The organism is Roseateles sp. NT4 (genome assembly GCF_051857475.1).
Classification (GTDB): domain Bacteria; phylum Pseudomonadota; class Gammaproteobacteria; order Burkholderiales; family Burkholderiaceae_C; genus Pelomonas.
In genome coordinates this window covers 1029985-1047766 of the sequence record NZ_JBPZGZ010000002.1, presented here as the reverse complement: position 1 = coordinate 1047766, position 17782 = coordinate 1029985, and the positions used below count along the sequence as shown (strand labels likewise).

General features: G+C 69.1%; 19 protein-coding genes and 1 pseudogene. 15 read left to right on the top strand and 5 right to left on the bottom strand.

All coding sequences use genetic code 11. The annotated features are described in order from the left end of the window. The first annotated feature begins 20 nt into the window (after positions 1-20). From ACS5PN_RS14570 to ACS5PN_RS14555, 4 genes and pseudogenes are all read left to right on the top strand, one after another. Entirely contained in the window at positions 21-671 is a 651-nt protein-coding gene (locus ACS5PN_RS14570) for a hydrolase (protein WP_439464688.1), read from the top strand. Positions 672-701: 30 nt separating this feature from the next. Further along, positions 702-881: pseudogene (locus tag ACS5PN_RS14565) on the top strand (DUF1427 family protein); the annotation flags it as partial. Positions 882-897: 16 nt separating this feature from the next. Continuing rightward, a complete protein-coding gene (locus tag ACS5PN_RS14560) occupies positions 898-2739 on the top strand; it encodes an amidohydrolase (RefSeq protein ID WP_439464687.1) in 1842 nt (613 codons plus the stop codon). A 2-nt stretch (positions 2740-2741) separates the two neighbouring features. Beyond that, the gene (locus tag ACS5PN_RS14555; protein ID WP_439464686.1) at positions 2742-3434 is read left to right on the top strand and encodes a YoaK family protein; all 693 of its coding nucleotides are present in this window, start codon (positions 2742-2744) and stop codon (positions 3432-3434) included. On the opposite strand, the gene ACS5PN_RS14550 is transcribed toward ACS5PN_RS14555, so the two are convergent. Then, a complete protein-coding gene (locus ACS5PN_RS14550; protein WP_439464685.1) occupies positions 3373-4278 on the bottom strand; it encodes a DMT family transporter in 906 nt (301 codons plus the stop codon). The two genes, ACS5PN_RS14555 and ACS5PN_RS14550, sit on opposite strands and share 62 nt — an antisense overlap. A 101-nt stretch (positions 4279-4379) precedes the next feature. Between ACS5PN_RS14550 and ACS5PN_RS14545 the strand changes: the two genes are divergently transcribed. The 3 genes from ACS5PN_RS14545 (at position 4380) to ACS5PN_RS14535 (ending at position 6845) form a co-directional block, all read left to right on the top strand. Further along, a complete protein-coding gene (locus tag ACS5PN_RS14545; protein ID WP_439464684.1) occupies positions 4380-5303 on the top strand; it encodes a helix-turn-helix domain-containing protein in 924 nt (307 codons plus the stop codon). A gap of 39 nt (positions 5304-5342) precedes the next feature. Continuing rightward, positions 5343-5489, top strand: coding sequence for a hypothetical protein (locus ACS5PN_RS14540; RefSeq protein WP_439464683.1), 147 nt, complete (start codon positions 5343-5345; stop codon positions 5487-5489). A gap of 123 nt (positions 5490-5612) precedes the next feature. Further along, positions 5613-6845, top strand: coding sequence for a response regulator (locus tag ACS5PN_RS14535; protein WP_439464682.1), 1233 nt, complete (start codon positions 5613-5615; stop codon positions 6843-6845). Here the strand turns inward: ACS5PN_RS14535 and ACS5PN_RS14530 are convergent. Continuing rightward, a complete protein-coding gene (locus ACS5PN_RS14530; RefSeq protein ID WP_439464681.1) occupies positions 6842-7198 on the bottom strand; it encodes a winged helix-turn-helix transcriptional regulator in 357 nt (118 codons plus the stop codon). The two genes, ACS5PN_RS14535 and ACS5PN_RS14530, sit on opposite strands and share 4 nt — an antisense overlap. Before the next feature lie 63 nt (positions 7199-7261). On the opposite strand from ACS5PN_RS14530, the gene ACS5PN_RS14525 reads away from it, so the two are divergent. The 4 genes from ACS5PN_RS14525 to ACS5PN_RS14510 all read left to right on the top strand — a co-directional run bounded on the left by ACS5PN_RS14525 (position 7262) and on the right by ACS5PN_RS14510 (position 9362). Continuing rightward, positions 7262-7822, top strand: a complete 561-nt coding sequence (locus tag ACS5PN_RS14525; RefSeq protein ID WP_439464680.1) for a carboxymuconolactone decarboxylase family protein — start codon at positions 7262-7264, stop codon at positions 7820-7822. Positions 7823-7845: 23 nt separating this feature from the next. Then, complete coding sequence (locus ACS5PN_RS14520; protein WP_439464679.1) at positions 7846-8322, top strand: GNAT family N-acetyltransferase; 477 nt, start codon at positions 7846-7848, stop codon at positions 8320-8322. 149 nt (positions 8323-8471) lie between these two features. Next, positions 8472-8936: a PEP-CTERM sorting domain-containing protein gene (locus ACS5PN_RS14515; protein WP_439464678.1), complete on the top strand. Its 465-nt coding sequence runs from the start codon at positions 8472-8474 to the stop codon at positions 8934-8936. 39 nt (positions 8937-8975) lie between these two features. Then, complete coding sequence (locus tag ACS5PN_RS14510) at positions 8976-9362, top strand: GFA family protein (protein ID WP_439464677.1); 387 nt, start codon at positions 8976-8978, stop codon at positions 9360-9362. Between the two features lie 29 nt (positions 9363-9391). Here ACS5PN_RS14510 and ACS5PN_RS14505 read toward each other — a convergent pair whose 3' ends face one another. Beyond that, positions 9392-9787, bottom strand: coding sequence for a hypothetical protein (locus ACS5PN_RS14505; RefSeq protein ID WP_439464676.1), 396 nt, complete (start codon positions 9785-9787; stop codon positions 9392-9394). Between the two features lie 59 nt (positions 9788-9846). Between ACS5PN_RS14505 and ACS5PN_RS14500 the strand changes: the two genes are divergently transcribed. Next, positions 9847-10089, top strand: a complete 243-nt coding sequence (locus ACS5PN_RS14500) for a glutaredoxin family protein (protein WP_439464675.1) — start codon at positions 9847-9849, stop codon at positions 10087-10089. Between the two features lie 16 nt (positions 10090-10105). Here ACS5PN_RS14500 and ACS5PN_RS14495 read toward each other — a convergent pair whose 3' ends face one another. Beyond that, on the bottom strand, positions 10106-11272 hold the full coding sequence (locus ACS5PN_RS14495; RefSeq protein ID WP_439464674.1) for a serine hydrolase domain-containing protein: 1167 nt from the start codon (positions 11270-11272) through the stop codon (positions 10106-10108). Positions 11273-11312: 40 nt separating this feature from the next. Beyond that, positions 11313-12557, bottom strand: a complete 1245-nt coding sequence (locus ACS5PN_RS14490; RefSeq protein ID WP_439464673.1) for a serine hydrolase domain-containing protein — start codon at positions 12555-12557, stop codon at positions 11313-11315. Between the two features lie 120 nt (positions 12558-12677). Between ACS5PN_RS14490 and ACS5PN_RS14485 the strand changes: the two genes are divergently transcribed. From ACS5PN_RS14485 to ACS5PN_RS14475, 3 genes are all read left to right on the top strand, one after another. Then, positions 12678-14126, top strand: coding sequence for a PLP-dependent aminotransferase family protein (locus tag ACS5PN_RS14485; RefSeq protein WP_439464672.1), 1449 nt, complete (start codon positions 12678-12680; stop codon positions 14124-14126). Positions 14127-14267: 141 nt separating this feature from the next. Then, a complete protein-coding gene (locus ACS5PN_RS14480; protein WP_439464671.1) occupies positions 14268-17048 on the top strand; it encodes a TonB-dependent receptor in 2781 nt (926 codons plus the stop codon). After that, entirely contained in the window at positions 17023-17772 is a 750-nt protein-coding gene (locus ACS5PN_RS14475; RefSeq protein WP_439464670.1) for a DUF1223 domain-containing protein, read from the top strand. Before ACS5PN_RS14480 ends, ACS5PN_RS14475 begins: the two co-directional genes overlap by 26 nt. The last annotated feature ends 10 nt before the right edge of the window (positions 17773-17782 follow it).

Sequence of the window (17782 nt, the reverse complement as noted above, 5' to 3'; positions counted from 1 at the left end):
ACCAACTCCAGGACGCCCTCATGCCCATCGCCACCGCCAAGCCCGCCCAATCCCTGCTGAACCCGACCGACCACGCGCTGGTCCTGATCGATCACCAGTCGCAGATGGCCTTCGCCACCCACTCCATCGACGCCACGCTGCTGCGCAACAACGCCGGCCTGGTGGCCCACGCTGCGGCCGAATTCAAGGTGCCCACCCTCCTGACGACGGTGGCCGAGAAGAGCTTCTCGGGCCCGATGTTCGACGAGATCAAGGCCGCCTTCCCCGGCCAGGCCGCCATCGACCGCACGTCGATGAACACCTGGGAAGATGTCAACGTCATCCAGGAAGTCAACCGCATCGGCAAGGGCCGCATCGTCTTCGCCGGCCTGTGGACGTCGGTGTGCATCGTCGGCCCGGTGTTGTCGGCCATTGACCAGGGCTTCGAGGCCTATGTCGTGGCTGACGCCTCGGGCGACGTGTCCGTGGAAGCTCACGAGCGCGCCATGCAACGCATGATCCAGGCCGGCGCCCGCCCGATCACGTCGGTGCAATACCTGCTGGAGCTGCAGCGCGACTGGGCCCGCACCGAGACCTATGAGCAGACCACCGGCATCGCCAAGAAGCTGGGTGGCGCCTACGGCCTGGGCATCACCTATGCGCAGACGATGTTTGGCGGCCACGAAGGCTGAACGCCTCACGCACAGCCAGGAGCCGGCACCATGAAGGTCTACCTCTTGTCCCTCGGTGCCGGCCTGCTGGTCGGCATCATCTACGGGCTGCTGGGCGTGCGCTCGCCGGCACCGCCGGTCATCGCGCTGCTGGGCCTGCTGGGCATCCTGGCCGGCGAGCAGGCCGTACCGCTGGCCAAGCGGATGATCCAGGGCCCGTCCATCCACGCCACCCGCGAGTGAGCCCATGCCCGCCGACCTGATCTTCGTCAACGGCCGCTTCACGACGCTGGACCGCGCCGTGCCCAACCCCGAGGCCGTCGCCATCACCGACGGCGTCTTCAGCGCCATCGGTGACCGCGCCGACGTGATGCGCGAGGCCGGCCCGGCCACGCGCGTCGTCGACCTGCAAGGCCACCGCGCCATCCCCGGCCTGAACGACAGCCACCTGCACCTGATCCGCGGCGGCCTCAACTACAACCTCGAACTGCGCTGGGAAGGCGTGCCGTCGCTGGCCGACGCGCTGGCCATGCTCAAGGCCCAGGCGCAGCGCACGCCGCACCCGCAGTGGGTGCGCGTGGTGGGTGGCTGGACCGAGTTCCAGTTTGCCGAGCGCCGCATGCCCACGCTGGCCGAGATCAATGCCGCCGCGCCCGACACGCCGGTCTTCATCCTGCATCTCTACGACCGCGCGCTGCTCAACGCCGCCGCGCTGCGCGCCGTGGGCTACAACCGCGACACGCCCAACCCGCCGGGCGGCGAGATCCAGCGCGACGCGGCCGGCAACCCCACCGGCCTGCTGATCGCCCGGCCCAACGCGATGCTGCTCTACGCCACGCTCGCCAAGGGCCCCAAGCTGGAGCCCGAGGCGCAGATCAACTCAACACGCCGCTTCATGCGCGAGCTGAACCGCCTGGGCGTGACCAGCGCCATCGACGCCGGCGGCGGCTTCCAGAACTACCCCGACGACTACCAGATCATCCAGAAACTCGCCGACGAGGGCCAGCTCACGGTGCGCATCGCCTACAACCTGTTCACGCAGCGCAAGGGCATGGAGCTGGACGACTTCAAGAGCTGGACCTCGCAGGTCAAGCCCGGTGACGGCAGCGACTTCCTGCGCCACAACGGCGCCGGCGAGATGCTGGTGTTCTCGGCGGCCGACTTCGAGGACTTCCTGGAGCCCCGCCCCGAGCTCGCGCCCGACGTGGAAGGCCAGCTCGAGGCCGTCGTGCGCCACCTCGTCGAGCACCGCTGGCCGTTCCGCCTACACGCCACCTATGACGAGTCCATCAGTCGCATGCTGGACGTGTTCGAGAAGGTGAACCGCGACGTCCCCTTCGATGGCCTGCACTGGATGTTCGACCACGCCGAGACCATCAGCGCGCGCAACATCGAGCGGGTCAAGGCCCTCAACGGCGGCATTGCCATCCAGCACCGCATGGCCTTCCAGGGCGAGTACTTCGTCGGACGCTACGGCGCGAAGGCGGCCGAGCAGACGCCGCCCGTGGCCCGCATGCTGGAGATGGGCGTGCCGGTCGGCGGCGGAACGGATGCCACCCGCGTGGCCAGCTACAACCCCTGGACGGCGCTGAGCTGGCTGGTCACCGGCCGCACGGTCGGCGGCCTGACGCTCTACCCCGGCGCCCAGCGCCTCAGCCGCGAAGCCGCGCTGGAGCTGTGGACTGCGGGCAGCGCCTGGTTCTCCAACGAACAAGGCAAAAAGGGCCGCCTCCAGGTGGGGCAGCTGGCCGACCTGGCCGTGCTGTCGGCAGACTACCTGCGTGTGCCGGAAGACGAGATTGGCGGCATCGAGTCGGTGCTGACCGTCGTGGGCGGCCGCGTCGTGCACGCGGCAGACCGGTTCCGCGACCTCGACCCGCCGGCCCTGCCCGTGCTGCCGAGCTGGTCGCCCGTCGCCACCGTGCCGGGCCACTACCGCCGCCTCCAATCGGTCAGCGCCGACTGCCTGTGCGCCAAGGCCTGCGGCGTGCACGCCCATGCTCACGGTGCGACCCTGGCCCGGGAGACGCCCGCTCGAGACGTGCGCGGCTTCTGGGGTGCCCTCGGCTGCAGCTGCTTCGCGTTCTGACCATGCCCATCGCACCGAACCGCGCCACCCCGCTGCTCGCCGCCGTCGCGGGCTATGTCGACACGCTGGGCTTCGTCGCCCTGTTCGGCCTGTTCACGGCCCACGTCACCGGCAACTTCGTGCTGATCGGCGCCGAGCTGGCCCGGCCGGGCCACGGCGTGCTGCTCAAGCTGCTGGCCTTCCCGGCGTTCATCGCCGGCGTCGTCGTCGCGCGGCTGATCGCACTCGTCTGCGAGGGGCGGCAGAGCACGTCGCAGCGCTGGCTGCTCGGCACGCAGGCCGTGCTGCTCATCGCCTTCATGGCGGCCGGCCTCGTGGCCCACCCGGCACCGCAGAGCGACGCGCCCTGGGTGCTGCTGGCAGGCTGCCTGGGCGCAGCGGCCATGGGCGTGCAGAACGCCACCGGCCGCCTGCCCCTCGCCAAGTTGACGCCACACACCGTGATGACCGGCAACGTGACCCAGCTCGTCATCGACGCCACCGACGTGGCGTTGCGCCGCGCCGCACCCGGCACGCGCGAGCGGCTGCGCAAGCTGCTCTGGCCGGTGCTGGCCTTCGGCGCCGGCGCCATGGCCGGGGCCGCGGCGTTCATGCAGATCGGCTTCCTGGCGCTGCTGCCCGCCGTGCTGGTGGTCACGTGGCTCGCGGTGGTGCGGATCGATGTTGAAGAGGCGGCACTGCAGCGCGCCGCTTGAACACGAGCACATTGCCTGCCATCACCAGCAGCAAGCCCATCAGCGCCGGTGCCGTCCATTGGTAGCCCTCCACCCAGGCGGACACGTTCAGCGCGACGACCGGGAACAGCACCGTGCTGTAGGCCGCCCGCTCCGGGCCCAGCCGCCCGACCAGGGTCAGATAGGCCGTGAAGCCGATGACCGAGCCGGGAATGGCCAGATAGAGCAGCGCGCCGACATAGCGGGCGCTCGCGTCGAACGCAAAGGGCACGCCGGCCAGCAGCGCATAGCCCGCCAGGATGGTCGTGCCGACCGCCATGCCCCAGGCATTGGTCTGCACCGGCTTCAGCCCCTGACCCTGCAGGGCCGCCGACAGCAGATTGCCGGTCGAGAAGCACAACGTACCGCCCAGGGCCCAGGCCAAGCCGACGGCGCTGGCATGGCCGCCGCTGATCTCGGGCCAGAACAGCAGCACCAGTCCGCCCAAGCCCAGCGCCCCACCCGCGAGCACCTGGGGCGCAATGGCCCGCCCATGCACCACGCGGGCCAGCAGCGCATTCCACAGCGCCGCGCTGGAAAAGACCACGGCCACCAGGCCGCTGGCCACCGTCTGGCTGGCGTTCAGAAAGCAGACGAAGTTCAGGCAGAACAGGCACAGGCCCTGAGCCAGCACCCAGGTGAGCGCTCGCCCACGTGGCACGACCAGTTGGCGCCGCCAGGCCAGCCAGGCGAACAGCAACAGGGCCGCCAGGGCGAAGCGGTAGGCGATGGACAGGGCGATGGGCACGGGCCCGAGCTGCCACTTCAGGGCGATCCAGGTCGTGCCCCAGATCAGGACGACGAGCACATACAGCAAGGCATTCATGCCGCCAGCATGGCGTGCCCGGCCGGGGCGTGATTGCAGAATCCTGCGCATCGTCGACCCCATCACGACACGGGAAAGCCGCGCGGCCCTAGCATCCCGGCATGGTTTCCCTGACCGCCGGCGCCACCGCTGACGAGCCCGTCTTCGACGTGCTGGGCCGCTCCAACGCACGCCGGGAACGCGAAGTCGCCCTCACCGATGGCCTGCGCCTGGTGCAATGGCACAACCACGGCGGCCGCATGGACTACCAGCGGCCCGGCCACCACACCCTGTCGGTCTATCTGCAGGGCGGCCACGCCACCCACCTCATCGAGACGCCGCGCGAGACCGGCTCGCCGGGCTGCCACTGCATCCTGCCGGCCGAGCACGAGTCGCACTGGAACGTCGCCGGGCCGCTGCGCTTCGTCCACCTCTACCTGTCGGCCCCCGCCTGGGCCGACCGCGCCGTGCGCCTGCTGGACGCCGAGCCGCGCGCCATCACGCTGGAGCAGCGCATCTTTGGTGCCGACGCGGTGCTGGCCCGCTGGGGCCAGGACGTCGCGGCGCTGGACTGGCAGGACCCGGCCGAGCGCTTTCGCATCGATGGCCTGAGTCAGGCTGCCCTCGACCACCTCGTGCTGCAGGCGGCCCAGCCGCGCCAACGCCAACGCGCCGAACGCGCGGCAGGCGGCCTCTCGGGCGTCGCGCGCCGGCGTGTGCTGGAGTTCGTCGATGCCCATCTCGACGGCGCCGAACTCAGCCTGCCGCGGCTGGCCGCCGAGGCCCATCTGTCGGAATTCCACTTCGCACGCATGTTCCGCGCCTCCATGGGCTGCAGCGTGCACGACTGGGTGGCGGCGCGCCGGCTGGACCGGGCTCGAGCCCTGCTGGGCGACACCGACCTGCCGCTGGCCGATATCGCCGCGGCCTGCGGCTACGCCAGTGCGAGTCATCTCAGCCAGCGCTTCAAGGCGGTGCTGGGCACCACGCCGGGGCAATTCCGTCGACTGCTGCCAACACGCCGTCAGCATTTACCAACGAGTTAGGGGGAGCGGCTCGCGCCGACATGGCCCACCATGGGGTCCATGCCCACGTCGCCCCGCTTCAAGTTCACCGTCACCCTGGTGGTGTCGGTGCTGGCGGTCGTGCTGACGCTTTTCGTGCCCGGCGAGGACGATGCACCCGGCAGCGTGGCCCGCACGGCCGGCCTGCTGCCCCCGCCCCAGCGCTGAAATCCGCCCGCTGTGGCGTGACAAACGACGCCACCTGGCGCCCCCTTCGAAAGGCCTGTTCGCCGAGCGGACACCCAGTGGCGCGATGATGTGCGACTTTTGTAGTCCCGCACGCCCCCGAAGATGAACGAGCTGTTGACCTGGACCCTGGCCGCCTTGGCGGCTGCCGTCGTGCTGTTCCTGCTCTGGCTCGGCCGCCGCCGGCAACACAAGGCCCGCACCGACGCCCAGCGCCGCGAAGCCGAGCGCCTGATGCAGGATCAGGCCGAGCATGCCGCTCGCGCCCAGCATGTGTCGGCCGAGATGGCCGCGCGCCAGGATGCCGACTCCCAGGCGCTGCGCGAGGTCGAGGCCGCCGTGGCCCAGCGCCTGGCCCAGCAGCGCGCCGAGGAAGAAGCGCTGGAGGCCGAACGGGCCCGCGCCGAACAGGAAGAAGCCGCCCGCCTGGAAGCCCAGGCCCAGGCTGCGCGCGAGGCCGCCGAGGCCCGCCGCCTGGCCGAAGAGCGCGCCGAGGCGGAACGCCTCGAAACCGAGCGGCTGGCTCGCGAAGCGGAAGAGAAGGCCGCCCGTGAGGCGGCCGAAGCCGCGGAAGCCGAGCGCCTGGCCCAGGAACGCGCCGAAGCCCGGCGCCTGGCCGAGGAAGCGGCCGCCCGCGAGGCCGAAGCACGACGCCAGGCTGAACTGGAAGCTCAACAGAAGGCCGAGGCCGAGCGCCTGGCCCGCGAGCAGGCCGCCCGCGAGGCCGCCGAGCTGCAGCGCCAGGAAGACGAGCGCGCCGCCCGGGAAGCCGAGGCGCTGGCTGCCGCGCAGGCCGAAGCCGAACGCGTGGCCGCGGCTCGCCGCCAGGCGGAAGAGCAGGCGGCCCGCGAAGCCGCCGAGGCCGCCCGTCAGGCAGCGGCTGCAGCGGCTGCTGCTGAACGTGCAGCGGCCGAAGCTGCAGTGGCCGTCGCCGCCCAAGACACCCGCGAACTGCGCGCCGACGAGACCCTGGTCCTGGTCGCCGACGATTCCAAGATCGTCCGCGTCAAGATCAGCCGGCTGCTGATCGGCCAGACCTACCGCGTCGCCCTTGCCGAGAGCGGCGAACAGGCCCTGGAACTGATGGCTGCCGAGCGCCCCCATGTGCTGATCACCGACGTCGAGATGCCTGGCATCGACGGCTTCGAGCTGACCCGCCAGGTGCGCGCTGCTGCGGCCACGGCCCATCTGCCCGTGTTGATGATCACCTCCTCCGACGACAAGCAGGAGCAGGCCCAGGCCGCCGGCGTGACCCAGTTGCTGGGCAAGCCCTATTCGGAAGAAGTGCTGATCGCAGCCATCGAGAAGGCGCGCCTCGCTGTGCGAGTTCCGGCCTAAGCGCCAGCCTTCTGCACCTCACGCGCCCACCGGGGCGCCCATTGCAGCAGGGGTTCTATGGCCACCAGCAGCGAGCGTCCCTGCGGCGCCAGCAGGTAGCCGCTGCCCGCGTCATGCTCGACGAGCAGGGCTTGGCGCAACTCCGCCAGGCGCTGGTTCAGCACCGAAGCCGACAGGTCGCCGCAGGCGGCCTGCAGGGCGCGGAAGTTCAGGCTCGCGTCTTCGCCGCGCAGCTCCCACAGGATGCGCAGCGTCCAGCGGCGATGGAAGAGCTCCAGGGCCGCATTGATCGCGTCTTTCCCTGAGGCCGGCTCCCCGGCCGCCACCAGCTTGGCGAGGCGTTTTGTGGTCATGCTTTGATTTTAGAAGCAACAGCGGCTAGAGTCCGCCCACCGCAACGCTTCTGATTTCGAAGCATGAACATTTCTTCTGCCCCTCGCATCGCCCCGCAACCCCTGCCCCTGCCGTCGGACCTGGCCGAGCGCATGAACCGCCTGCTGCCCGCCGGCATGCCGCCGCCGCAGATCTTTCTGACCGTGGCCCGCCATGGCGAGCTGTTCAAGGAGATGGTGGACAGCGGCTTGCTCGGTCCCACCGGCCTGGCCGACCGCAAGCGCCTGGCCCCGGCGCTGCGCGAGGCCGTCATCCTGCGCACCTGCGCCATGGCGCGCTGCGACTACGAGTTCAATCTGCACGAGCAGACGATCTCGCGGCGCATGGGACTCACCGATGCGCAGATCGCCGACCTGCGCGCAGACATGCCCGAGGCGGCGCTCTGGACCCCGGAGCTGTTGGCCATCCTCGAACTCGTCGATGGCCTGGTCCAGCGCCTGAACGTCGACGACGCGACCTGGGCCCGTCTGCGCAGTCATTTCGACGAGCCGGCGCTGATCGAGATCACCCAGCTCGTCGGCCACTACACAGGCGTGGCCATGCTGGCCGCCCTGGCCCGGCCGGCCTTCGATCGCTACCGCTAGGCCAGGCACCAGATACTGCGGGCATGCCGCTCGCCGAGATCGACCTCCTCCCGCCCCAACCCGACCAGATGCCACGGGTGCGCGCCTATCTGGAACAGCTGGCCCGCGACGAGGGTGTGCCTCAGGTCAAGGCCACCGACGACTTCCTGACCCGCACGCTGACAGGCCCTCAGCCGGCGGCGGTTGCCCATCTTGTCCACAGGCGTGGCGTGCAGACGCCCTGCGGCCTCACCGTCCATTCCTGGAAGTGGGGACCGTTCAGCGGCGTGCTGGACATGTATCTGCACGTGCTGGTGCTCGACCCGGCCTCGCGCGGCCAGGGCCTGGGCCGGGCCGTCGTCCAGCGTCTGCTCGACATCGCGGCCGACAAGGGTGCGTCCCGGCTGGAATTGCTGACCACCCGGGACAACGTCGGCGCTGCGACCTTCTACGACAGCCTCGGACTGACGCTGGCTTCGCACATGATGGTGAGGCGCCGGCCCATTGCAGCCGCGCCCTGAAGGGCTCGCGCGTCAGACGCAAATCGCACGCAGGATCGGACCATTGAGGTGAGGTGATGTTCCGCCTTCGAGACCTCCCTAGAGTCGCGGCCGGCTCGAGCGGATCGCGGGCATGTCGCCGGCGTGCCGAGCCGACTCAGGGGACTCTCATGCAGATCGCGAAATACATCCTGAAGCTCGCTGTCCTCGCCCTGGTGGGCACATCCGGCCTGGCCGCCGCCGAGACCTTCAGCTTCAACATGGGCAGCAACTTCAGCCTGCTGGGCAGCGTCAATGCGCCGACGGAGCCCGTGCCGCTGCAGGTGGTGCTCGATGCACCCGTGGCCACGGACACCTTCATCCAGATCGTCAGTTCCGATCCGTCCATCCTGATCGTCAGCGGCGGCGGGGCCACCGTCCCCGCCGGGCAGCTCTCATCGGCGGTCCTGCTGTCAGGGCTGCAACTCGGGAACGCCAACTTGACGGCCAGCTTCGCCGGCGCCGGGGCAGTCGCCTCGGTCTCCGTCGTGACGCAGATTCCCACAGTCCCCGAGGCCAGCACCCTGGCCCTGCTGTCGATGGGCAGTCTGGTCGTTCTCGGAGCAGCGCGGCGACATCGCAGGCCCCTCATCTGAACTCGCGCATGTCGACAAACGTCGCTATCGTCAGCCACCATGGACAAGCCCTCGAACGCCACCTCCCTGCTGCAAGGCAGCTGCCACTGCGGCGCCGTACGCCTGACCCTGCCCTCCGCACCCGAGAAGGCGACCAAGTGCAACTGCTCGCTGTGCCGCCGCACCGGGGGGCTCTGGGCCTTCTACGAATTCGGCACGGTCAAGGTCGAGGGGCATCCCGAAAACACCGCCGAGTACATCTGGGGTGACAAGACCCTGCGCAATATCCGCTGCGCCCATTGCGGCAGCCCGACTCATTGGGAGCCGCTGGGCCCCGAAGCCGGCAGCCGGCACGGCGTCAACCTGAACAACTTCGACCCCGAGCTGCAGAAGGGCGTCCATGTGCGGCACTTCGATGGCGCCGTCACCTGGACCTTCCTCGACTGAAGACGGTCATCGGTTCCTGAGCACTGGCGTCAGGAGCGTCGCAACCCCGACCAGCTCACCTCGTTCAAGAAGCTGACGTCCAGCTTGGCCGGCGACTGCGAGCGGTCGAGCAGGAAGACGCTGTCGCCGCGGGCCTGCAGGATCTTGCCCATGGCCAGCGTCAGCGGCACGTCCACCACCGGCAGGCGCGGATAGTTGGACGTGACCCGCACCAGGTTCTTGGCTATGCGCGTGACCGTCAGCGTCACGCCGCTCTTGGACGAGCCCTTGGAATCGGAGATCACATCGCCCTCGTAAGTGCCTTCGGCGGCGTCGCCAAGGTCGGGTTTGCGGCGCGGTTCTTCGGCAGCGCCGGCGCCCAGGGCCCAGGGGGCCAGCAGCGCGGCGGCAGCGGCGCGGACGACATCGGATCGACGCAGGGTCATGGGGTTTCTCCGTCAGGACACGAGAGCCTGATGCTAACGACGCCCCTTAGACTTCGGCCATGCAACTCAAGATCGTCGTCTATTCCAAGTCCGCCTGCCCGCAGTGCGACACCGCCAAAAGCCTGCTCAAGGCCCGCAGCCTGGCCTTCGAGGAGATCAAGATCGACGACGACGAGCAGCGCATGGCCTTCTTCGAGAAGTGCGGCCCGTCGGTGCGCCAGATGCCGCAGATCTTCATCAACGACCAGCGCGTGGGCGGCGTGGCCGGCCTGCAGGCCGCCTTCGCCCAGCTGAAGATCTGAACCTGTCTGGCGCTTTTCAGCGCTTCACGGCGGCCAGCAGCCTGGCGGTGAACTCGTTGAGCGCCGGCCCGTTGTCGATCCAGCGCACCACCGCGACGAGGTCGTTCTCCCAGTCGACGTAGATGATGTTCTGGCCATTGCCGCGGAAGGTCACGCTGCTCTCGGGCGCCGCCGGCAGGGCCTTGCGGCCGGTGTTCAGGAACCAGTTGCAGTAGCCGTATTCGTCATTGGCCGGCCCCGGCGTGCGGGCCTTGGCAATCCAGTCGCGCGACACGATCTGGCGGCCCTGCCACTCGCCCTGGCGCAGATGCAGATAGCCGAAGCGCGCCATGTCCCAGGCGTCGATGAAAAGGCCGCCGCCCCAGTGGCCGCCGCCCGAGACCGACTGCACGCGGGCACCGTCCAGGTCCACCCAGCTGTTGTCATAGCCGTACCAGCGCCAGCGGCTGGACGCACCGATGGGGTCCATGACCTGCTCGCGCAGCACCTCGGGCAGGGGCCGGCGCCAGACCTGCAGGGCCGCATAGGCCAGCACATTGACGCGCACATCGTTGTACTTGTAGTGGCTGCCGGGCTCGTAGACGGGCCGGTTGGGCCAGTCCTCGGGCGTCTTGCCGACGGGACGGTCGGCCCAGTCGGGCTTGCCCCAGAGCGTGCCCTGCCAGTCGCTGGTCTGACGCAACAGATGCTCCCAGCTGATGGGCGCGTTCTTGGCCGAGGTGAACAGGTCGACGCCAGGCGGCATGGCGTCGGCCGCGCGGTCGTCGGTGCTCTTGATCAGCCCTTGTTGCCAGGCCAGGCCGACCACCGTCGACAGAAAGGTCTTGGTGATGCTGTGCGACATGTCCACACGCCGCGTGTCGCCCCACTCGGCCACCACCTTGCCGCGGCGGATGACAAGGCCATTGATGGCGGCGCGCTCGCGCGTCGGGCCGATCTGGCCGCCATAGAAAGGCTCGTTCTTGCCGAAGCTCTGCGCCAGCGCCAGGCCCTGGTCGCGCGGTGCCGGGTTCTCGTGCGCCTGGGCATAGGCGATGGCCTCGGCCAGCTTCGCGGCATCCAGGCCCACGGCCGCCGGCGCGGCTCGCGCCCAGTCGCCACGGGGCGGGAAATAGGCGGGCTCAGCAGCAGCCAGCGTTGAGACGAGGGCTGCGAGGAGGACGACTCGGCGGGAGAGGTTCATCGCATCATTGTGGCTAGAGACGCTGCTGCTCAAGCCAGGCTCACTGCTGCCGGTACTTCGCTGTGATCGCATCGATCAGCGCCTGCCGCACCAGGGCCGACGGCGCGTCGGTGGCGCCCGGCCAGGCACTCTGGGTGACCACGACGAGATTCAGCTCGGGGTCGATCCATAGGCCCTGGCCGAAGATGCCCGAAGCCCGGTAGGCCTTGCCGCGCGTCGTCCACCATTGCAGCCCATAGCCACCGCGGCCCTGCAGGACCTCGGTGGCTTCGCGCGTCGTGGTGGTCGCCTGCTCCACCCAACCGTCCGGCACCAGGGCCCGCCCGTCGGGCAGGCGTGCGCCGCGCATGAAGAACAACGCGAAGCGGCCATAGTCGCGCAGCGTGACCGAGAGGCAGCAACCCGCAATCTCGGCGCCGGAGCGGTCGAGCATCCAGTAGGCGTCGCCCTCCATGCCCAGCGGCTGCCAGACCTTCTCGGACAGGTAGTCGGACAGCGTCCTGCCCGTGGCCGCCCGCACCAGCGAACCGACGAGATTGGTCTCGCCCGTCTTGTAGACCCATTTGCTGCCCGGCGCCGCTTCGCGCGGCAGCCGCGCCATATAGGTCACGACCGGATCGGAGCCATTGACCGAAGGCTCGTTGGCGAAGCGGGCGACGTCGGAATTGGGGTCGCCATAGTCTTCATTCCAGCGCACGCCCGACGTCATGTTGAGGAGCTGCCGGATGGTGACGCCCTCGTAGGCCGAGCCCTTGAGACCCGGCAGGTAGGCCGTGATCGCGTCGTCGAGGCTCTTGATGCGGCCCTCGCGGATGGCGGCGCCAACGAGGGTCGAGGAGAAGGACTTGGCGACGGAGAAGCTGGTCCAGCGCATCTGCGGCGTCTGGCCGAGCCCGTAGCGCTCGAGCACGACGCGGCCGTCCTTCAGCACCAGCAGGCCGGCAGCGCGGTTGCGAGCCATGTAGTCGTCGACGGTCCAGGTCTGGTCCGCGACCTTGAACGTCAGCTCCAGCGGCTTGTCGGCCACCGGCAACGGCGTCACCGTCGCGCCGCGCTTCACGAGCCGGGTCGGGAACTGGTCCTCCATATGGGGATAGCCGGCCTTTTGCTGCTCGAAGGACCAGAACAGCACGCCGCCACCCACAGGCGCCGGAGTGCTGCTGGCCGAGGCAGGCATTGCCGCCATGACGGCGCCGCTTTCCGCGGACCTGGCGGGCTGCAAGATCGACAGCAGCAGTACGGCCGTGCAGGCCGCATGGCGCCGCAGGGTGACGAAACTCTTCATGGCGTTGACCTCGGATGGCTGCGTCCGCCGAGCTTAAGGGCAACGTGCCTCTTGTCCTGCTACGCTGCCACGGCACAGGGCGCCGCGCCTTCGTCGCTGTCAGACCCGCTGGAGTGAAGGATGTTTCTCGCGTTGGACGGCGTGGGTGATCTGCAGGCGCAGGTGCTCAGGGCCTTGAAGCAGGGCATACAGGACGGCCGCCTGGCCGTCGGGTCCCGCCTGCCCTCGACACGGGACCTGGCCACCCGGCTGGGCGTGTCGCGCAACACCGTCATCGCCGCCTATGAGTCGCTGTGCGCCGAGCAGTTCGCGGTGGCGAAATCGGGCTCGGGCACACGCGTTGCAGCCAGCCCGCCGCGGCAGCAGGCAGCGCCTGCACCGCCGCCCGTACAGGCGCAAAGCCGCTACGCCGGCCGCGTAAGGTCGCTGCCGCCGGTGACGCTGGAAAAGCGCGAGGAAGGGCTGCGCTGGAATCTGCAATACGGCGAGCCCATGGTGGACGTGGCCATCTTCACCATCTGGCGGCGCGCCCTCATCCACGCAGCGCAGCACACCGGCGCCCACGGTGCGCCGGCCCAGGGCCTGATGGAGCTGCGCCAACAGATCGCCGACCACCTGGGCAAATACCGCGGCATCCGCTGCACCGCGGCCGACGTCATCATCGTCAACGGCACCCAGCAGGCGATTGCGCTGGCCGCGCGCATCCTTGTCGACGAGGGCGAGACGGTGGTGCTCGAGGAGCCGCACTACCAGCTGGCGACCCAGGCCTTCACGGCCCATGGTGCGGTGGTCCGTCATGTGCCGGTGGACGACGAAGGCATCGTCGTCGAGGCCATGCCCGGCAAGGGCGTCAAGCTCGCCTATGTGACGCCTTCGCACCAGTTCCCGTCCGGGCGGGTGATGTCACTGCCGCGCCGGGCCGCCATGCTGGAGCGCGCGGCGACCCAAGGCTTCTGGATCCTGGAGGACGACTACGACGGCGAGTTCAAGTTCGACGGCCGTCCGCCGTCCGCGCTGCACTCGCTGGACGAGAGCGGTCGTGTGCTCTACATCGGCACCTTCACCAAGACCCTGCTGCCCTCCATCCGGCTGGGCTACATCATTGCGCCCGAGCCGCTGCGCCGCGACTTGGTCAAGGCCAAGATGCTGGCCGACATGCGCTGCAGCGCCGTGGAGCAGGCGGCGGTGGCGCGCCTGATCTCGACCGGCGCCTATGTGCGCCACCTCAAGCGCGCCACCCTCGAACTGAAGAAGCGCAGGCGTGCGCTGCTGGCAGGCCTGCAAGCCCACTGCGGGGCTCTCGTGCAGATCGACGACAGCGGCGGCGGCATGCACCTGATCTGCTGGATGCCGCAGCTCAGCTACGTCCATCTCAACGCGCTGATCGCGCTCGCCACATCGCGCGGCCTGGGCCTGCATGCGGTGGAACATCACTTCACGAAGCAGCCGCGTTGCCCCGGGTTGCTGATGGGCTTTGCCGCGCTGTCGGTGCCCCAGATCAACGCGGCCACGGCGATGCTGGGCGAATGCCTGGCCGATGTGGTGGGCGACGCCTCCAGCCCCCCCTAGATTCGCCCATGACGACCGGCACGGAGAGCTTTCCCTGTGCCCGCAATTGGCTCCAACTGAGTGCTCGGCAAGTGGCTCTGTCCGCTGCCAGGGGGCCGTCTCAGACTGACTCGTCCCAACCGCATGAGACGACGTGCAGCCATGAAACATCCCCTCCAACCCATCGCCCTGCTGGTTCGAAGCCTCTTCACGATCAGCTTGTCTGCGAGCGCCTTCGCGCAGACGCCCGATGCGCCCGGGCAGCCGCTCGAGCGCGTGGTCGTCACGGGCTCCTCCATCAAGCGCGTCGATTCCGAGACGGCATTGCCGGTACAGATCATCACCAAGGCCGATATCGCACGGACCGGCGCCACCAGCACCGAGCAGCTGCTGGCGTCGATCTCGGCGGCGTCGAGCATGGGCTCCACGACCAATGCGATGGGCGCGGGCGCATCGACGGGCGGCCTGTCCTCGGTCTCGCTGCGCGGCCTGACGGCCGACCGCACGCTGGTGCTGGTCAACGGCCGGCGCCTCGCGCCCTTCCCCGGCGGTGCCCAGGCCTCGGTCAACGTCAACACCATCCCGCTGGCCGCCATCGAGCGCGTGGAGATCCTCAAGGACGGCGCCTCGGGCGTCTACGGCAGCGACGCGGTCGCCGGTGTCGTCAACTTCATCCTGACCAAGTCCTTCGACGGCGTGCAGGTCGGCGTCTCCACCGGCGCGCCGACGCGCGACGGCGGCGGAAAGAACCGCAAGGCCTCGGTCGTCGCCGGCTTCGGCGACCTGGACGCCGACCGCTTCAGCGTCGTCGCGTCGGCCGCCTACGAGAAGGAGGACGCCCTCTACGGCCGCGAGCGCGACTTCTCCCGCAGCGGCAATGTGCCGCCCTTCTACACCAACGGCGCCACCGGCCAGGGCAATATCGAAGGCCCCTGGATCCCGGGCAAGACGCTGCAGGAGGTGGAGGGTACGCCGGGCTACCGCTTCTTCCGCTCGCCCAACAGCAGCTACGGCAGCCCCGTCGACTGCAGCAGCATCGGCATGTTCAAGCGCGCCGCCGGCGGCTACCAGGGTGCGCCGGTCTGCTCCTTCGACAGTGCGCCCTATGTCGGCCTCATCCCGACCCGCGAGCTGAAGAACCTCACCGCCAACCTGACCTGGAAGGCCAGCGACAACCTCGAGGTCTTCGCCGACGTGATCTGGGGCCAGAGCAAGGTCACGCAGAGCTTTCAATCCAGCCCCATACGGGCCTCCTTCCTGGAGACCGACGACCTGTTCGTACAGAAGCATGTGGACCCGGCCCTGCTGCTGCTGCCCGGCAACCCCAACTACCCCACGGCCTATCTGCAGTCGCGCGGCTTTACCGACCTCATCGGCAAACCGCTGGCCGTGACGGTGCGCGAATCGGCCCTGGGCAGCCGCATCAACACCGACATCAGCACCCAGACCCGCGCCACCCTGGGCGCCAGCGGCCATGTCGGCGAGCATGACTACGAGCTGGCCGCCTCGCACAACGAGAGCAAGCTCAGGGGCCAGGCCGTCAACGGCTATTTCTCTCAGGTTGGCTATGCGGCCGTCATCAACGACCCCGCCAACAACAGCCTCTGGAACCCCTGGGCGCCAGGTGGACAGCAGCCGCAACAGCTGGTCGACAAGCTCAAGGCCACGGCCTACGCCGGCCAGACCTTGAACGGCCTGGCCAAGACCGACGTCGTGGACGGCAAGGTGACCGGCCCGGCCTTCACCTTGCCCGGCGGCGCGGCCCAGTACGCCGTCGGCTTCCAATATCGCAAGGAGGCCTACAAGACCGACCCTTCCGCCGCCCTCTTCAGCGGCGACATCGCCGGCCTGGGCGGCTCGGTGGCACCTATCGACCGCTCGCGCAACGTCAAGGCCTTGTTTGGCGAGCTGAGCGTGCCGGTGTTCAAGGCGCTCGAGGCCTCCATCGAGGCCCGCAACGACCGCTACAACGATGTCGGCTCGTCCACCAACACCAAGGGCAGCCTGCGCTGGCGGGCGGCTGACGGCCTGGTGCTGCGCGCGTCGGCCGGCACGGGCTTCCGGGCGCCGACGCTGGTCGACCTGTGGACACCGCAGACCCTGGGCTCCTCCGAGCAGTTCGACGACCCCGCGACGGGCCAGACCGATCTGCAGGTCAATGCGCTGGCGGGCGGCAACCCGGCTCTCAAGCCCGAGAAATCGCGCCAGCAGCAGGTGGGCTTCGTGCTGTCGCCCATCAAGCAGTTCTCGGCCACGGTCGACTTCTTCAAGATCCGCCTCAAGGACATCATCAACACGCCCTCGGCTCAGGAGGTGGTGTCGGGCTTCCGGCGCGGCGACCCGGCCTATGCCGGCCTCGTCAAGGTCAGCCCGGCCAACGAGATCCAGCAGATCACGACGGCCCTGACCAATGCCGGTGACGCCAGGCTGTCCGGCTTCGACGTCGATCTGCTGTGGCGCGACACCTTTGCCTTGGGACGCCTGGACGTGAACCTCGTCGGCACCTATATGAGCAAGTTCGACGAGGCCAGCCCGGGTGGCTTCCTGTCGCACAAGGTCGGCACGACGGTCGAGAGCGATGGCTCGCCGGTGCTGGGCGCCAATGGCGGCGGTGTCGTGCTGCGCTGGAAGCACATGCTGAGCGCGACGTGGACGAAAGGGGCCTGGTCGGCCACGCTGGTGCAGAACTACTACACCGGCTATCGCGACGGCGATGACCTGAACGGCAATGCCCACCGCGTGCCCAGCCAGGCGATCTACGACGCGCAGCTCAGCTGGAAAGGCTGGCGCGGCCTGCAGCTGACGCTGGGCGTCAAGAACCTGCTCGACAAGGACCCGCCGACCTATATCTTCGTCAGCAACCAGTTCCAGTACGGCTACGACGTGTCGCTGTACGACCCGCGCGGCAGGCTCGCCTATGTCAACGCGACGTACCGCTTCTGAAGGATGGGCGGCGGCCTTGCTGGTGGTCGCGCTGGCGGCTGTCCTCGCGGCGGCCTTGCCGGCCATGGCGGCCGAGAGCTGTGCGCTGAAAGCCAGCGGCACGCCGCCCACTGTGATCGAGACTTACACCTCGGAGAAGTGCAGCTCCTGCCCGCCCATCGAAGCCTGGGTGTCGACGTTAGCCGGCGACAAGTCCCTGCTGCCGCTGGCCTTCCACGTCGACTACTTCGACGACAAGCATTGGAAGGACCGCTATGCCAGCGCCGCCTACACGCGGCGGCAGAAGGAGGCGCTGGCCTTCAGCGGAGCGCCCGCCATCTACACGCCCCAGGTGCTGGTGAACGGACGGGATCGCACGCTGCCGCCCGTCCCGGCCGCCGTGGATGCGGGTGTGACGGTGGAGATGCAGGCCGAGGGCGGCCGGCTCATTGCACAGTTGTCGTCGCAGGCGTCCCAGCCGCTGGAACTGGCCGGCTACTGGGCCGCCAGCGAGAACGGCTTGAGCAGCTATGTGGGCGGCGGCGAGAACGCCGGGCGGACGCTGAAGCATGACTTCGTCGTGCGCGACTACCGCAAGCTGCGGCCGTTCAAGCTGGCGACGGGCGCGCCCGTGCGTCTTGAGTACGAAGGCGACCTGGACGGCGCGCGCGAGGTCGCCCTGGTAGTGACCGATCCATCGAACGGCAGACCGGTCCAGGCCCTGCGCTGGAAGCCGCGCTGCTGATGGCGTGTTG

Bases quoted from the DNA above. Each gene is read 5' to 3' on its own strand.
- ACS5PN_RS14570 (WP_439464688.1), top strand. From the start codon at position 21: ATGCCCATCGCCACCGCCAAGCCCGCCCAATCCCTGCTGAACCCGACC.
- ACS5PN_RS14560 (WP_439464687.1), top strand. From the start codon at position 898: ATGCCCGCCGACCTGATCTTCGTCAACGGCCGCTTCACGACGCTGGAC.
- ACS5PN_RS14555 (WP_439464686.1), top strand. From the start codon at position 2,742: ATGCCCATCGCACCGAACCGCGCCACCCCGCTGCTCGCCGCCGTCGCG.
- ACS5PN_RS14550 (WP_439464685.1), bottom strand. From the start codon at position 4,278: ATGAATGCCTTGCTGTATGTGCTCGTCGTCCTGATCTGGGGCACGACC.
- ACS5PN_RS14545 (WP_439464684.1), top strand. From the start codon at position 4,380: ATGGTTTCCCTGACCGCCGGCGCCACCGCTGACGAGCCCGTCTTCGAC.
- ACS5PN_RS14540 (WP_439464683.1), top strand. From the start codon at position 5,343: ATGCCCACGTCGCCCCGCTTCAAGTTCACCGTCACCCTGGTGGTGTCG.
- ACS5PN_RS14535 (WP_439464682.1), top strand. From the start codon at position 5,613: ATGAACGAGCTGTTGACCTGGACCCTGGCCGCCTTGGCGGCTGCCGTC.
- ACS5PN_RS14530 (WP_439464681.1), bottom strand. From the start codon at position 7,198: ATGACCACAAAACGCCTCGCCAAGCTGGTGGCGGCCGGGGAGCCGGCC.
- ACS5PN_RS14525 (WP_439464680.1), top strand. From the start codon at position 7,262: ATGAACATTTCTTCTGCCCCTCGCATCGCCCCGCAACCCCTGCCCCTG.
- ACS5PN_RS14520 (WP_439464679.1), top strand. From the start codon at position 7,846: ATGCCGCTCGCCGAGATCGACCTCCTCCCGCCCCAACCCGACCAGATG.
- ACS5PN_RS14515 (WP_439464678.1), top strand. From the start codon at position 8,472: ATGCAGATCGCGAAATACATCCTGAAGCTCGCTGTCCTCGCCCTGGTG.
- ACS5PN_RS14510 (WP_439464677.1), top strand. From the start codon at position 8,976: ATGGACAAGCCCTCGAACGCCACCTCCCTGCTGCAAGGCAGCTGCCAC.
- ACS5PN_RS14505 (WP_439464676.1), bottom strand. From the start codon at position 9,787: ATGACCCTGCGTCGATCCGATGTCGTCCGCGCCGCTGCCGCCGCGCTG.
- ACS5PN_RS14500 (WP_439464675.1), top strand. From the start codon at position 9,847: ATGCAACTCAAGATCGTCGTCTATTCCAAGTCCGCCTGCCCGCAGTGC.
- ACS5PN_RS14495 (WP_439464674.1), bottom strand. From the start codon at position 11,272: ATGAACCTCTCCCGCCGAGTCGTCCTCCTCGCAGCCCTCGTCTCAACG.
- ACS5PN_RS14490 (WP_439464673.1), bottom strand. From the start codon at position 12,557: ATGAAGAGTTTCGTCACCCTGCGGCGCCATGCGGCCTGCACGGCCGTA.
- ACS5PN_RS14485 (WP_439464672.1), top strand. From the start codon at position 12,678: ATGTTTCTCGCGTTGGACGGCGTGGGTGATCTGCAGGCGCAGGTGCTC.
- ACS5PN_RS14480 (WP_439464671.1), top strand. From the start codon at position 14,268: ATGAAACATCCCCTCCAACCCATCGCCCTGCTGGTTCGAAGCCTCTTC.
- ACS5PN_RS14475 (WP_439464670.1), top strand. From the start codon at position 17,023: ATGTCAACGCGACGTACCGCTTCTGAAGGATGGGCGGCGGCCTTGCTG.